Origin of the sequence: Oscillibacter sp., from assembly GCF_028693505.1 — a bacterium.
Lineage (GTDB): Bacteria > Bacillota > Clostridia > Oscillospirales > Oscillospiraceae > Oscillibacter.
Window position 1 is genome coordinate 1 of record NZ_JAQUVF010000039.1, and the last position, 14,151, is coordinate 14,151.

Genomic DNA, 14,151 nt, shown 5'->3' on the forward strand with positions numbered 1-14,151 from the left:
TTCTCGTCCTCCTTGTCACGGAGGACGAGCTTTTCACGGTCCCGATCACCCTTGAATGTAACTACCTTGTAGATATCATCCCGGTACCGGTGAATGACGTGAACGGGGGATGCACAATTCGACATATAGCAAGCACTTCCCGGAATTCGATATGGTGTCAAGTGGCCCTTCTCGGAGCCTTAAAGCTCCGATTTTGGACCGCCCTTAACCGTGCATATCGTCACGACATTCACCGGCAGGGGGATGTTATTTTGCTAAGGAATCAGCCCTTGTTGACAGGAGTCATAAAGGTAATTTTTTTACGGCTATCGAAATAGCACTGAACGCGCGTGCCGGGCTTGATATCCTTGTAGACGGAAGGATTGACGCAGCCATATTTCACGGCCTTCTGACCGCAAAAATGGTAATCGGCGCTTTCAGTGCCGTTGAAGTCCTCCAGCATAAAGGCGTTGCAATAGTCTTGCATCTGGCCGGCATCGTTTTGAAATCTGCCATAGTTAAAGCCTACAAACGTTTTTTCTTCCATGGTGCTTTCCTCACACTTCCCCCGGTTGGTTTCCGGGTATAAAAATAGGGCAAGCGGACATTGGAAGCTGCTTCCAAACGCTTGTCCATTTTTAATATAGAACGCGCCATTCCGAATTCCGGGAGGAATGCGATTGACGAACCGGATTGAAAAGAGGTATAATAAAATGATTTTCTATAAAGAGATGATTTTATCACACGGAGGAAAAAACTATGTGGATCGCGGACAAGTGGCAGGACTATGAACTCCTGGACTGCGGCGGCGGGGAAAAGCTGGAGCGCTGGGACAAGCAGTTCCTGGTGCGGCCGGACCCCCAGGCCATCTGGGAGACGCCCCATCGGAATCCCGCCTGGAAGCAGGCCAACGCCCGCTATCTGCGCTCCCAGAGCGGCGGCGGACATTGGGAGAAGAAGGCGCTGCCGGAGAGCTGGAAAATTCAGTATGGAGAGCTGACCTTTCAGGTAAAACCCATGAATTTCAAGCATACCGGCCTCTTCCCGGAGCAGGCGGCGAACTGGGATTTCGCCATGGAAAAGATTCGCGCCGCCGACCGGCCCATCCGGGTTTTGAACCTCTTTGCCTATACCGGCGCCGCCACGGTGGCCTGCGCCAAGGCGGGCGCTTCCGTGTGCCATGTGGACGCTGCCAAGGGCATGGTGGCCTGGGCCAGGGACAATGCCCGCCTCTCCGGCGTGGAGGATGCCTCCATCCGCTGGATCGTGGACGACTGCGCCAAATTCGTGGAGCGGGAAATCCGCCGCGGCAAGACCTATGACGCCATTATCATGGATCCGCCCAGCTATGGCCGGGGACCCGGAGGCGAGGTATGGAAGCTGGAGGAGAGCCTGTATCCCTTTGTGAAGCTGTGCGCCGGCGTGTTGTCGGACAAGCCGCTGTTTGTCATTATCAACTCCTATACCACGGGCCTTGCCCCGTCGGTGCTGGGGTATTTGCTGCATCTGCTGGTGGCGGAAAAATACGGCGGCAAGTGCAGCTGGGACGAGTTGGGTCTCCCCGTGACGGAGACCGGACTGGCGCTGCCCTGCGGGGCCACCGGCCGCTGGTTCAGCGAGTAAAAAGGACCGCCGCAGAGGCGTTTCATGGAAACAAGGGAAAGTGAGACCTGATACGATGGCAACGATGATCAAAACGCAGGCTCTGCGCTTCGCCTATCCGGCGGAGGAGGGGCAGGAGAGGATCTTTGCCCTGGGGGGCGTGGACCTCACCATTGAAAAGGGCAGCTTCGTGGTGGTGCTGGGGCACAACGGCTCCGGCAAATCCACGCTGGCCAAGACCTTCAACGCCGTGCTACTGCCAGAGGGCGGCAAGGTCTATGTGGCAGGGATGGACACGCTGGACGAGGGACTGCTTTTGGCGGTGCGCCAGCGGGTGGGCATGGTATTCCAAAACCCCGACAACCAGATCGTTGCCAATGTGGTGGAGGAGGACGTGGCGTTCGCGCCGGAGAATCTGGGCGTACCCACGGAGCAGATCCGCCGCCGGGTGGACGAGGCGTTGCAGGCGGTGGGGATGTACGGTTTTCGGACCCACGCGCCCCACCTGCTCTCCGGCGGACAAAAGCAGCGCATTGCCATTGCGGGCGTGATTGCCATGGAGCCGGAGTGCATTGTGCTGGACGAGGCCACCGCCATGCTGGACCCCATCGGGCGGGAGGAGGTGCTCTCCACCGTCCATCGGCTGAATCGGGAAAAGGGCATCACCGTGGTGCTCATCACCCACCACATGAACGAGGCGGAGGAGGCGGACCGGGTCATCGTGATGGACGACGGGACCGTCGCCATGGACGGAACGCCGCGGGAGGTGTTTGTCCGGGTGGAGGAGCTGCGGTCCATGGGACTGACGGTGCCGGACACCGTGGACCTTCTGGACCGCCTGCGCAAAAGCGGACTGGACGTGCCGCTGGACGCCCTTGGGGTGGAAGAGTGCGCCGACGCCGTTGCGGCGGCCCTGCAAAGAAACTGACGCGGAAGGAACGAAGAAAATTGGAACCAATCCTGCAAGTGAACCATCTCACCCACACCTACGGGGTGGGAACGCCCTTCCAGCGCAGCGCGGTGGAGGATATGAGCTTTGCTATCCACGCCGAGGAGTTTGTCGGCATCATCGGACATACCGGCTCCGGAAAATCCACCCTGATTCAGCATCTCAACGGTCTGCTGAAGCCCAGCGGCGGACAGGTGCTGTTGGGCGGGAAGGACATCTGGGCGGAGCCGAAAAAAATCCGGGACGTGCGGTTCCGGGTGGGCTTGGTGTTCCAGTACCCGGAGTATCAGCTTTTTGAGGAGACGGTCTACAAGGATATTGCCTTCGGCCCCGCCAATCAGGGCCGCACCGGCGAGGAGCTGGACCGCTGTGTCCGGGAGGCTGCGCGGCTGGTGGGCATTCGGGACGAGCAGCTGGAAAAGTCCCCCTTTGAGCTCTCCGGCGGGCAAAAGCGCCGGGTGGCGCTGGCGGGGGTACTGGCCATGGAGCCGGACGTGCTGGTGTTGGACGAGCCCACCGCCGGACTGGACCCGGCGGGCCGGGAAAATCTGATGGCTAACATCCGGGACTACCACCGCAATAAGCACAAGACCATCCTTCTGGTGAGCCACAGCATGGACGAAATCGCCCGGAACGTGGATCGTATTCTGGTTTTGAAGAACGCGCACATCCTCATGAGCGGCACTCCGGCAGAGGTGTTTGCCCGGGGGGAAGAGCTGCTGGACGCGGGGCTGGACGTGCCGCAGGTGACGCAGATCGCCATGGCGCTGAAACGGCGGGGCCTTGCCATCGATCCCGCCGTGTACACGGTGGAATCGTTGGAGCGGCAGCTGCTGGCGCTGCGCAAAGGCGGTGCGCTATGCTGAAGGATATTACGCTGGGCCAGTATTTCCCGGGGAATACCGTGGCCCACAGACTGGATTCCCGGACGAAAATTTTGCTGGTGTTGCTCTATATCGTGGCGCTGTTTTGCGCCAAGGGCATCGTGACGTATGCCATTCTGGGCGCGTGTCTCGCCGCCTGCGTCCACATCTCCAAGGTGGGTGTGGGGCAGCTGGTGCGGGGCTTGAAGCCGGTTTTGTTCATTATGATCTTCACCGGGATGCTGAATCTCTTTTTCACCCCCGGAGAGCGGTATCTTGTAAACTGGTGGATTTTCCGCATCTCCGATACCGGCGTGCACAACGCCGTTTTCATGGTGCTGCGCATCATGATGCTGATTATGGGGACCTTCCTCATGACCTACACCACCAGTCCCATCAGCCTGACCGACGGACTGGAGCGGCTGCTTGGCTGGATGAAGCGGTTTCGTGTACCGGTCCACGAGCTGGCCATGATGATGTCCATTGCGCTGCGCTTCATCCCCACCCTCATCGAGGAGACGGATAAAATCATGTCCGCACAGAAGGCCAGAGGCGCGGACTTCGAGAGCGGAAACCTGATCCAAAAGGCGAAAGCCCTCATTCCCATCCTTGTGCCGCTGTTCATCAGCGCCTTCCGCCGGGCGGACGAGCTGGCCACGGCCATGGAGTGCCGCTGCTACCACGGCGGCGAGGGCCGTACAAAGCTCCACGTGCTGCAATATCGGGGCCGGGACTTCATCGCTCTGGCGCTGGGCGGCGCGATCACCGCCGGCATCATCGTGATGAGCCGGTTTGGCCTGTAAAGATAAAATACTTGCCATTAACTGGATTAGAAGGAATTTACTGCTTTAAAACGGTGAAAGGAGCACGCCATGGAGTTCTGGAAGAAGAATTGGATGCGAATTGTGACCCTGGCGCTGTGCGCCGTGCTGTTGGCGGCGTTGGCAGGAAATCTGGGAAAGCGGCTGCTGCGGACGCGGGAGGGGGCTGCCTCGCCGGTGGTCGACTGCGTGGTGGAGCCCGTCGGGGTGGATTTGCAGACCCGCAGCCTCCTGGCGGACGTCACCGTGACGCTGAAGGACTGGGAGGAGAAGCCCGCACTGCTGCTGGAAGCGGGGGAGACGTCCGCGGAATTTCCCCTGACCGCAGCGGAAAATGGCGTGTTCATTGGATCCGTGGCGGTTCCTTTGGAACCGCTGAGCGGCTTCCAGCTGTACTTGACGGCGGAAAAATATGGGCAAGCGCTCATCCGGGAAAGGCTGGGGCGCTGGAACCATATTTCCACACTGCTGCCGCTGCGGATGACGAGCAGCGGATACAGCGACCCGCAATACCAGGATGGGACCTTCCAGATGACGGGCTGGGCCAGCGCTGAGATAGCGAGCCAGGACCGGGATGACATTGAGGTGGACGCACCGGAGTTCCGACTGTATCGGAACGGGGAGTTGCTGCGGACCGTACCGGGAGAGCGAGATTGGAATGTCATCGGCAAGGCCGAAGCCGATGGCTATATCCCAGAGGAGCAGGAGGACTGGACTGTCGACTGCGGCAAGGGCGACCAGGTGATGCTTACCTTTGCGTGCCGGGGCGAGAATGGTCTGGGCTGGGAGTTCACCATCGCCCACTTCCAAGTGAAAGACGGGGATGTGGAGACGGTTCGGTTGGACGAGGATATCGATCCGATCCTGACTTGGCCGGAATAAGGAGAGCGACTCTATGCGTAATATCGCCTTAAAATTGATGTACAACGGCACAGCCTATCACGGCTGGCAGGTGCAGAAAAACGCCGTCAGCGTCTGTGAAACCATAGAAAAGGCGCTGGAGAAGATCACCGGAGAGCGCGTGCACCTCACCGGCTGCGGGCGCACGGACGCCGGCGTCCATGCGGAGCGCTACATTGCGAACTTCCGCACGGAATCCCGCATCCCCCTTGACCGGCTGCCCTTTGCCATCAACACCCACACACCGGAGGATATTGCCGTGTGGGAGGCCTTGGAGGTGGCGGAGGATTTCAACGCCATTGGCTCCTGCATCAAAAAAGAGTATACTTACCGCATTTACAACTCCCAGTTCAAAAATCCGTTTTATGTTAACCGGGCGTATTTTTACCCCAAGAAGCTGGACGAGGCGTTCCTAAACCGGGCGGCGGGGATGTTTGTGGGGACCCACGATTTTGCCGCGGTGCGCTCTGTGGGCACGGTGACGAAGTCCACGGTCCGCACCATCTATTATTGCGATGTTGCGCGCCGGGGCGAGCTTCTTGAATTGAAGGTCTGCGCCAACGGGTTTTTGTATAATATGGTACGGGCCATCACGGGCACCGTGCTGTACGCGGCGGAGGGGAAATTTGCGCCGGAGGAGATTCCTTCCATTTTGGAGGGCGGCGACCGCACCGCGGCGGGTCCTACGGCGCCCCCCGGCGGACTGTATCTCACAAAACTGTGGTATGAGGATGAGCGATTAAATGACTGAGACGACAAAAGATATCTGGAATGACGACGATGGGGAAGAAAAAGGGAAAAAGCACCATCGTTTTCGCAGCTTCCTGATCTTTTTTCTGACGCTGACGGTGGTTCTGGGCGTTGTTTTACTGGCAGCCTACCGGGACGGCACCGGTTTTGACGTGCTGCGGCGCTACTTCAACTACGGCAGAGTGGAAAAAGTCGGGGGAGACACGGTGTACGATTATGACGCTTCGGCCAGCAACCGCTTTGCGGTGCTGGGGGATCGTCTGGTGGTGCTCTCGTCCACCTCCCTGCAGCTTCTGGATGAAAGCGGGGAGACGGTGTGGTCCACATCCGTGAAGATGGAGGCGCCCGCCATTGCCGCCGGCGGCGGGCGGGCCGTGGCTTACGATGTGGGCGGCAAAGAGCTGTACCTGCTGGACGAGAACGGTCAGCTGATGACGCTGAGCGCACAGGAGGGGGAGGCGTTTATTGCCGCCACCTTGAATCAAAAGGGACAGTTGGCCTTGACGGCGCAGAAAAAAAACTATAAAGGCTGCGTGAGCGTCTATAACGAGAAGCAGGAAAAGATTTTTGAATTCAACTCCTCCCGCCGCTTTGTGATAGACGCCTACGTGACGGACGACGGGGCGTATCTCGCGGCGGTGACGCTGGGACAGGAGAACAGCGTGTTTGTGAGCAACGTGGTGCTCTACGACGTGACGAAAAAGGACCCGGTGGCGGATTACGACGTTTCCGACGGACTGGTGGCTGCCATTGGACAGCAGGGGGAGAGCATTGCCACGGTGTCGGACACCTGCTTGACCTTTGCGGATGAAAAGGGAAAAGTTCTTGCCACGTATCCGTACAACGGCGGGTATCTCCGGGAATTTGATCTGGGCGGAGACGGATTTTCCGTGCTGCTGCTCAATCGCTATCAAACCGGCAGCGTGGGCCGTCTCGTGACGGTGGGCGCGGACGGCGCGGAGCGGGGGACGCTGGAGGTGCAGCAGGAGGTGCTGGACCTGGCCGTCTCCGGTCGGTATCTGGCGGTGCTGTACACGGATAGCCTTGTGATCTACAACGAGGAATTGCAGGTATACGCCTCTTTGAAGGGGACGGACTACGCAAAGTCGGTGCTGATGCGCCCGGACGGTTCCGCGCTGCTGATCTCCTCGGAGTCCGCCAGCCTGTTCCTGCCATAAGAGGCAGAAGTTTCGCGCGTGTTCACAAAACATTTACAGCCTGAAAGGTAGGCAAAAATGACAACACCTGCTATAATAGATGCAGTCATCGTGCTGGTTTTGGCGGCCTTCTGCGCCTTTGGGGCCCGCCGGGGCCTGTTTCGGGCGCTGGCGGGGCTGGTGGCTGTGGTCGTGGCGCTGGTGGGCGCGGGGATCATTGCCGCGACCTTTGCGCCGCCGGCAGCAAAGCTGCTATCGCCCGTGATCGAGCGGCACATCGCCGCAAGGGTGGATCAGGCCATGGCGGTGCAGGCCGACAAGGCCCAGATGCCCGAGTCGGAGGTGGAGAACGGCATCGGCGTGGAGGAGCTTCTGGCGCTGCTGGGGATCGATTCGGACGTGCGGGACACGCTGACGGAAAAGGCGCAGGAGGCAGTGCGGGACACCGGCGTCTCCGTGGCCACCGCGGTGGTGCAGAGCGTCGCCCAGACCATCCTCTACGGAACGCTGTACATCCTGTCCTTTGCGGCGCTGACGATTTTGCTGAATGTGCTGATGCGGGCCATGGATCTGGTGCTGCGTCTGCCGGGACTGCACGCGCTGAACGCGCTCTTGGGCGGCGTCGTCGGTTTGATAGAGGGCGCGCTGCTTTTGTTTTTGGCGGTTTGGGCGCTGCGGCGTCTTGGCGTTTCCTTTGAGACGGAGATGCTGGCGCAGGCCCATATTCTGCGTATTTTTACGGACAACACGCCATTGAGCGTGCTGTCGTTTCTGCAATGACGGATGGAACCGTCAATTTTCTGGAGGTAAACGATTCATGCAGCCAACAATTTGTTCGAGATGTAAAAAAAACGTAGCCGTGGTATTTTTGTCCAAAATGGACGGCGACAAAACCGTGAATGAGGGCCTGTGCCTGAAATGCGCCAAGGATCTGGGACTGCCTCAGGTGGACGACATGATGAAGCGCATGGGCATTTCCGACGAGGACCTGGAGACGCTCAACAGCGAGATGCTGCAAGCGTTCAACGGCGTGGAAAACATTGAGGACCTGCCCGGTGGGGAGGAGGACGATGAGGAAGAGGACGGCAAGACCGCCACCTTCCCGTTTTTGAACCGCCTTTTCTCCGGCGATGCCCCCAAGGCGTCGGAGGGACCGGAGGAAGGCTCCGGCCGCGAGCGCCGCAAGGAAGAGCGCAAAGAGGACCGCAAGGAGCAAAAAGCGCCCAAGCGGAAGTATCTGGAGAGCTATTGCATTTGCCTGACCCAGCGCGCAAAAGAGGGAAAGCTGGACCCGGTGATCGGTCGGACGGAGGAAATTGAGCGGGTGGTGCAGATTCTCAACCGCCGCCAAAAGAACAATCCGTGCCTCATCGGCGAACCCGGCGTCGGCAAGACCGCCATTGCGGAGGGACTGGCCCAGCGCATTGTGGCGGGGGAGGTGCCCTTCAAGCTGCGGGAGAAGGAGGTCCATCTTCTGGACCTGACGGCTCTGGTGGCGGGCACGCAGTTCCGCGGTCAGTTTGAAAGCCGGATGAAGGGCCTCATCGACGAGGTCAAGCGTTTGGGCAATATCATCCTCATGATCGACGAGGTCCACAACATTGTGGGCGCCGGCGACGCCGAGGGGAGCATGAACGCCGCCAATATCCTCAAGCCCGCCCTCTCCCGGGGGGAAATTCAGGTCATCGGCGCCACCACCTTCAACGAATACCGCAAATCCATTGAAAAGGATACCGCGCTGGAGCGGCGGTTCCAGCCTGTGACGGTGAATGAGCCGTCCATTGAGGACTCTATCCGGATTTTGAAGGGTCTGGCCCCCAGCTATGAAAAATTCCATGGCGTGAAGATTTCCGACGGCATTTTGCGTCAGGCGGTGCTGCTGAGCGAGCGCTATATCACCGACCGCTTCCTCCCCGATAAGGCCATCGACCTGATCGACGAGGCGTGCTCCGACCTGAATCTCAAGGACCCGGATATCTCCCGGCGGATGCTGCTGGGGCGGGAGCTGGACGATTACGAGAAAGAGCGCACCATGCTGGAGGAGGACGCCGCCCAGGATGGGGCTGAGCCGAATTACGAGCGGATGGCCTTCCTGAAGAGTAAGGAACTTCAACTGCGCACGGAATTGGATGCGCTGATCGCCAAGGGGGACCCGCAGCTTACCATGGAAAATATGGCCCACGTCATCGAGCTGTGGACCAAGATTCCCGCTTCCCGTATCCGGGAACAGGAATTTCAGCGGCTTTCCCAGCTGGAGAGCCGCCTGAGAGAACATATCATCGGGCAGGACGAAGCCATTGCCGCCGTGTCCGCCGCCGTGCGCCGGAACCGGGTGGGCATCTCGCCCAAGCATAAGCCCGTCAGCTTCATCTTCGTCGGTCCCACCGGCGTTGGAAAGACGGAGCTGGTCAAGCAGCTGGCCACGGATCTTTTCAACACGCCCGACGCGCTGATCCGGCTGGACATGTCGGAATTTATGGAGAAGTACTCCGTCTCCCGGATCGTGGGCTCGCCTCCGGGCTATGTGGGCTATGACGAGGCGGGACAGCTGACGGAAAAAATCCGCCGCAAGCCCTACGCCGTGGTTTTGTTTGACGAGATCGAAAAGGCCCATCCCGATGTTTTGAACGTGCTGCTCCAGATTCTGGATGACGGAGAACTGACGGACGCCCACGGGCGGAAGGTGAACTTTGAAAACACCATCATCGTGATGACCTCCAATGCCGGCAGCGCCACCAAAGAGGGCACGGTTGGCTTTGACCGCACCACCAACCAGCAGGATAGCGACCGGGCCATGAAGGCACTCCAGCAGTTCCTGCGGCCGGAATTCATCAACCGGGTGGACGCCGTCATTACCTTTAACCGCCTCACGGAGGAGCATTTCCATGGCATTGCCCGCATCATGCTGGGCGAGCTCACCGAATCGCTGAAGGATAAGGGCATCACCTTTACCTATGACGAAGCGCTGGTGTCGCTTTTGACCAACAAATCCTATTCCCGGACGTACGGCGCCAGAAACCTCCGGCGCACCATCCAAAAGGAACTGGAGGACCCCATGGCCACGCAGATCATCGACCAGTACGAACATCCGGTGAGCCAGGTGAGAGCTGCCGTGGAGAACGACGCCATCAAGCTCTATACCCTGTGAGAAAGGGGAGCGAAGGATATGAGACTGTTTCGCAAAAATATAGACCCCCACTGCGCATACTGCAAGCAGGGCCAGCAGATCAACGACCGGGAGGTGGCCTGCGTGAAGCGGGGCATCGTCCCTGTGGAGCACCATTGCCGCGCCTTTCGATACGACCCGCTTAAGCGGGTGCCGCCCCGTCCTGCCGCGCTGGACACCGAAAAGCTGAAGGAAGCGGATTTTTCGCTGTAAAGCATAAGAGGCGCCGCGGAATTTCCGCGGCGCCTCTTGTCACAAAGGAGGTATTGCCATGAAACTGGAACGTATTTTCGCCGTGTATTTTAGCCCCACCGGCACGACGGACAAAACCGTGAACACCCTCGCTGAAGCGCTGGCAGGAAAACTGGACCTTCCGCTGGAGCGCCGGAGCTTTACCAAGCCTGTGGAGCGTGAAAAGGACTATCACTTTACAGATGCGGACCTCGTCGTTGTGGGAACGCCCACCTATGCGGGCCGGGTGCCCAATAAGATCCTGCCGGATTTTTGCTCGCGGCTGCATGGAGGCGGTGCGCTGGCGGTGCCGGTGGTGCTGTTTGGCAACCGGAATTACGACCACTCGCTGGCGGAGCTGTGCGCGGTGCTGGAAGCGGATGGCTTCCATACGGTTGCTGCGGGGGCCTTCGTGGGCCGCCACGCCTTCACCGACCGTCTGGGCGAGGGACGCCCGGACTGGGATGACCGGCGGGAGCTGACCTCCTTTGCGGACAAGATAGCTGACAAGGTAAAAGACTTAACAGAAATACCGGAACCCATACAGGTGCCCGGCGATCCGGCGGGGGCCTACTATACCCCTAAAGGCAGGGATGGAGCGCCTGTTCAATTCTTAAAGGCTAAGCCGAAAACGAATCTCACAAAATGCACGAACTGCGGCGCCTGCGCCCGCCTTTGCCCCATGGGCGCCATCGACCCGAAAAACGTCGCGCTGGTACCGGGCACGTGCATCAAGTGCCAGGGCTGCGTGCGTAAATGCACGAAGCACGCAAAGTATTTTGACGATCCGGCATTTTTGTCCCATGTGGCCATGCTGGAGGAAAATTTCACGGAACCCAAGAAAAACGAGGTGTTTTTATGAGCCGCCGGATTCCATGGGCGTTGTGTGTGACGATGCTGACGGCTGCCGTCTTGTGGTGCTGCAACCTGGGGCTGTGGACATCCCCGTGGGCTGCGGTGGCCATTGGGGCGGCCCAGATAGCGTATCAGCGCATCACGAAGCTGCCTACCAAGCGCCTGCAAAGACTTTGTGACGGCATGACATATCTGTTCTGTCGGTCTTTCTGCTTGCCATGACCATCCAGCTGGCGTGGATGTTGGCGGTGGTTCTGTCTCCGCTGCGCTTGCAATTCTCCACAGCGGAGCTGTGGTACAATGTGGGTGTTTCCATTGCGGTGCTGGCGCTTGTCTTTTGGGTGGGGATGATTGAGGTTTACATAACCTCTGTTCAGCTTGGTATCAAGCACCGGGTACTGGCGGCGCTGTGCGGCTGGATTCCCTTTCTTAACATCTGGTATCTGACGAAGATCATCCGCATCACCTCGGAGGAGGTGGAGTTTGAGACGGAGAAGCGGGAGCTGGACGCCGTGCGGGCGGAAAGCGGGATTTGCGCCACCCGATACCCGCTTTTGATGGTCCACGGGGTGTTCTTCCGGGATTTCCGCTACCTCAACTACTGGGGCCGCATTCCCAAGGAGCTGATCCGCAACGGCGCCACGGTGTATTATGGAAACCAGCAGTCCGCCGCCGCAGTGGAGGAGAGCGGGCGGGAGCTTGCCGAGCGCATTCGGGAGATCGTTCAGGAGACCGGCTGTGAGAAGGTAAATATCATCGCCCACTCCAAGGGCGGGCTGGACAGCCGGGCGGCAATCGCTCACTGCGGCTGCGCACCGTATGTGGCGACTCTCACCACCATCAATACGCCCCACCGGGGCTGCATTTTCGCGGAGTACCTGCTGGGCAGGGTGCCGGAAACCGTTCGGCAGAGGATTGCCGCGACCTATAATACCGCGCTGAAAAAGCTGGGCGATTCCAACCCGGATTTTCTATCTGCGGTGACGGACCTGACGGAAAGCGCCTGCCTTTTGCGCAACGAAACCACGCCGGACGCGCCCGCAGTCCTCTATGAGAGCGTCACCTCGTTTTGCAAAAAGGCCCAGAGCGGGAAGTTTCCGTTGAATATGACATATTCTGTGGTCAAGCATTTCGACGGGCAAAACGACGGACTGGTGTCTGTGGAATCCGCCAAATGGGGCAGCCGCTTTACGCTGCTGAAACCGGAGAAAAAGCGGGGAATCTCCCACGGCGACGTGGTGGACCTGAATCGGGAAAACATTCCCGGCTTTGATGCGCGGGAGTTTTACGTAAACCTTGTGGCGGACTTGAAAACCCGGGGCTATTGAGCTGAATCGAATATTTCAAAAAAAGCGCTGTTTTACTTCAAAAGTAAAACAGCGCTTTCATCACAGAAGGACAGATGGTAAGCGGGGATATCCATTCCGCTGCCGTTTTTGCTGAAGCCACACCAAAAAAACGCATACCAACCGTTTCTTGCGGTGCGTTTTTTTCATGCAGGCAAAGCTTGCCTTCATCAACCCGCAGCGCAGTAGGTTTGATACAGCGCGGTATGATCGTAAATTGCCCGCCACGAGCTGCTGGCGTCTCCCGTGACGCAAAGATAAAGGTTGCCGCTTACATCCTGCCCGCTGCTGGCCGCGCAGGAACCGGCCTGCACGACATAGCCGGTTTTGGCGCCGACGATTTGAAACGTCTCGTCAAAGCGGTCCTCAATCCGGCGGAGGAACCAGTTGGAGAGGACCTGCCCGTCCGGATGCTGGGGCGTGGGGGCGGTGGCATAGGTGCGCGCGCCCAGCACCTCACGGCACAGCGGGTTGTCCATCGCGGCGTTCAGGATCATGGCCATGTCATAGACCGTGCAGACGTGCGCCTCATCGTACAGGCCCACGCAGTTGGTAAAGTGGGCGGTATCGGAAAGCCCCAGCTCTTCCAGCTTTTCGTTCATTAAGGCCACAAACGCTTCCTGGGAACCGGCCACATACGTGGCAAGGGCCAGCGCCGCGTCGGCTCCGGAGGGGAGGATGGTGCCATAGAGCAGCTCCCGGATGGGGACGGTTTCGCCCACCAGCAATCCCACCACGCTGCAGCTGTTCACATAGCAGTAGTCCGTGATGTCAATGGTCATGGTGAAGGTATCGTCCAAATCCGTGAGGTGCTCCGCCGCCACCAGCAGCGTGAGAATTTTGGTCATGGAGGCGGGACTGATCACAGTGTCCGCATCCTTTTCCGCCAGAATGGCGCCGCTTTTCTGATCGATCAGGACCGCGTAGCTGCTGTCGACGGAATCACCCAGAGAAACGGTTTCCGGGGTGGCTTTGGCGGCATAGGACTTTTCTGGTTCCGCCGGCAGCATCGCCATGGTCTGCACCGGAACTTCCGGCGCCGGCGCTTCCACAGGTTTTTTCCGAAGGCCCCAGGCAGAAAGAAGAAGCACCGTCCCCAGAGCCAGTGCGGTTGCCGGAACAATTTGCCGCAGGCGGCGCAGCCTGCGTTCCCGCAGCTTTTTTCGGCGAAGCTCTGCCCGCTGCGCCCTGAGCTCTTGCCGTTCCTCGTCGCTGAAGGCGGGCGTGTACTGATCGTCCATGTGTCCGCTCCTATTATAAAAAGTCAGTATTTTTATTGGAATGCGTACTGCAAAAACCGCAGTGCGCTTTGTTCAGTAAATAGTATTATAGCAAAGAGTTCGACAGATTTCACTATAAAATTTACGCACAGTTCATCGTAGGGCAGTGTCTGCATCTCTTCCCGCTGTGTTCGTCAAGTAGAAAGTGCATAAAAAGGGCCCCGAGAAGTACATAGTCCAGGTCAGCACCAGCATGGTTGGTTGCCGAGCCCTTTTGGGGGCCCAACGCTGTACTTTTGGCGAGCCTTTTAC

General features: G+C 58.9%; 14 protein-coding genes. 12 read left to right on the plus strand and 2 right to left on the minus strand.

Translation table 11 applies throughout. From position 1 onward, the window contains the following. Positions 1–262 precede the first annotated feature (262 nt). A complete protein-coding gene (locus tag PHI30_RS09540) occupies positions 263–526 on the minus strand; it encodes a hypothetical protein (RefSeq protein WP_300027070.1) in 264 nt (87 codons plus the stop codon). A 212-nt stretch (positions 527–738) separates the two neighbouring features. On the opposite strand from PHI30_RS09540, the gene PHI30_RS09545 reads away from it, so the two are divergent. From PHI30_RS09545 to PHI30_RS09600, 12 genes are all read left to right on the plus strand, one after another. Next, positions 739–1,602 (plus strand): class I SAM-dependent methyltransferase, encoded by an 864-nt coding sequence (locus PHI30_RS09545; RefSeq protein WP_300027074.1) that lies wholly within the window; start codon positions 739–741, stop codon positions 1,600–1,602. A gap of 55 nt (positions 1,603–1,657) precedes the next feature. Next, positions 1,658–2,509 carry an energy-coupling factor transporter ATPase gene (locus tag PHI30_RS09550; RefSeq protein ID WP_300027077.1) on the plus strand — a complete coding sequence of 284 codons (852 nt, stop codon included), beginning with the start codon at positions 1,658–1,660 and terminating at the stop codon, positions 2,507–2,509. 20 nt (positions 2,510–2,529) lie between these two features. Continuing rightward, positions 2,530–3,396: an energy-coupling factor transporter ATPase gene (locus PHI30_RS09555; RefSeq protein ID WP_300027079.1), complete on the plus strand. Its 867-nt coding sequence runs from the start codon at positions 2,530–2,532 to the stop codon at positions 3,394–3,396. Further along, a complete protein-coding gene (locus tag PHI30_RS09560) occupies positions 3,390–4,196 on the plus strand; it encodes an energy-coupling factor transporter transmembrane protein EcfT (protein WP_300027081.1) in 807 nt (268 codons plus the stop codon). The genes PHI30_RS09555 and PHI30_RS09560 overlap by 7 nt, the downstream gene beginning before the upstream one ends. Positions 4,197–4,289: 93 nt before the next feature. Beyond that, entirely contained in the window at positions 4,290–5,096 is an 807-nt protein-coding gene (locus PHI30_RS09565; RefSeq protein WP_300027084.1) for a hypothetical protein, read from the plus strand. A 13-nt stretch (positions 5,097–5,109) separates the two neighbouring features. Then, positions 5,110–5,865, plus strand: a complete 756-nt coding sequence (gene truA, locus PHI30_RS09570) for a tRNA pseudouridine(38-40) synthase TruA (RefSeq protein ID WP_300027087.1) — start codon at positions 5,110–5,112, stop codon at positions 5,863–5,865. Beyond that, entirely contained in the window at positions 5,858–7,042 is a 1,185-nt protein-coding gene (locus tag PHI30_RS09575) for a DUF5711 family protein (protein WP_300027090.1), read from the plus strand. The genes truA and PHI30_RS09575 overlap by 8 nt, the downstream gene beginning before the upstream one ends. Positions 7,043–7,099: 57 nt before the next feature. Next, positions 7,100–7,801: a CvpA family protein gene (locus PHI30_RS09580; RefSeq protein ID WP_300027093.1), complete on the plus strand. Its 702-nt coding sequence runs from the start codon at positions 7,100–7,102 to the stop codon at positions 7,799–7,801. Between the two features lie 37 nt (positions 7,802–7,838). Further along, positions 7,839–10,169, plus strand: coding sequence for an ATP-dependent Clp protease ATP-binding subunit (locus tag PHI30_RS09585; RefSeq protein WP_300027096.1), 2,331 nt, complete (start codon positions 7,839–7,841; stop codon positions 10,167–10,169). A gap of 18 nt (positions 10,170–10,187) precedes the next feature. Then, positions 10,188–10,400, plus strand: coding sequence for a hypothetical protein (locus tag PHI30_RS09590; RefSeq protein WP_300027098.1), 213 nt, complete (start codon positions 10,188–10,190; stop codon positions 10,398–10,400). A 58-nt stretch (positions 10,401–10,458) separates the two neighbouring features. Further along, complete coding sequence (locus PHI30_RS09595) at positions 10,459–11,280, plus strand: 4Fe-4S binding protein (RefSeq protein WP_300027100.1); 822 nt, start codon at positions 10,459–10,461, stop codon at positions 11,278–11,280. 211 nt (positions 11,281–11,491) lie between these two features. Then, the gene (locus tag PHI30_RS09600; RefSeq protein ID WP_300027102.1) at positions 11,492–12,601 is read left to right on the plus strand and encodes a triacylglycerol lipase; all 1,110 of its coding nucleotides are present in this window, start codon (positions 11,492–11,494) and stop codon (positions 12,599–12,601) included. 188 nt (positions 12,602–12,789) lie between these two features. On the opposite strand, the gene PHI30_RS09605 is transcribed toward PHI30_RS09600, so the two are convergent. Beyond that, positions 12,790–13,860, minus strand: a complete 1,071-nt coding sequence (locus PHI30_RS09605) for a D-alanyl-D-alanine carboxypeptidase family protein (RefSeq protein ID WP_300027105.1) — start codon at positions 13,858–13,860, stop codon at positions 12,790–12,792. Positions 13,861–14,151 lie beyond the last annotated feature (291 nt).

Bases quoted from the DNA above. Each gene is read 5' to 3' on its own strand.
- PHI30_RS09575 (WP_300027090.1), top strand. From the start codon at position 5,858: ATGACTGAGACGACAAAAGATATCTGGAATGACGACGATGGGGAAGAA.
- PHI30_RS09580 (WP_300027093.1), top strand. From the start codon at position 7,100: ATGACAACACCTGCTATAATAGATGCAGTCATCGTGCTGGTTTTGGCG.
- PHI30_RS09605 (WP_300027105.1), bottom strand. From the start codon at position 13,860: ATGGACGATCAGTACACGCCCGCCTTCAGCGACGAGGAACGGCAAGAG.
- PHI30_RS09595 (WP_300027100.1), top strand. From the start codon at position 10,459: ATGAAACTGGAACGTATTTTCGCCGTGTATTTTAGCCCCACCGGCACG.
- PHI30_RS09560 (WP_300027081.1), top strand. From the start codon at position 3,390: ATGCTGAAGGATATTACGCTGGGCCAGTATTTCCCGGGGAATACCGTG.
- truA (WP_300027087.1), top strand. From the start codon at position 5,110: ATGCGTAATATCGCCTTAAAATTGATGTACAACGGCACAGCCTATCAC.
- PHI30_RS09540 (WP_300027070.1), bottom strand. From the start codon at position 526: ATGGAAGAAAAAACGTTTGTAGGCTTTAACTATGGCAGATTTCAAAAC.
- PHI30_RS09545 (WP_300027074.1), top strand. From the start codon at position 739: ATGTGGATCGCGGACAAGTGGCAGGACTATGAACTCCTGGACTGCGGC.
- PHI30_RS09585 (WP_300027096.1), top strand. From the start codon at position 7,839: ATGCAGCCAACAATTTGTTCGAGATGTAAAAAAAACGTAGCCGTGGTA.
- PHI30_RS09550 (WP_300027077.1), top strand. From the start codon at position 1,658: ATGGCAACGATGATCAAAACGCAGGCTCTGCGCTTCGCCTATCCGGCG.
- PHI30_RS09565 (WP_300027084.1), top strand. From the start codon at position 4,290: ATGCGAATTGTGACCCTGGCGCTGTGCGCCGTGCTGTTGGCGGCGTTG.
- PHI30_RS09600 (WP_300027102.1), top strand. From the start codon at position 11,492: ATGACCATCCAGCTGGCGTGGATGTTGGCGGTGGTTCTGTCTCCGCTG.
- PHI30_RS09590 (WP_300027098.1), top strand. From the start codon at position 10,188: ATGAGACTGTTTCGCAAAAATATAGACCCCCACTGCGCATACTGCAAG.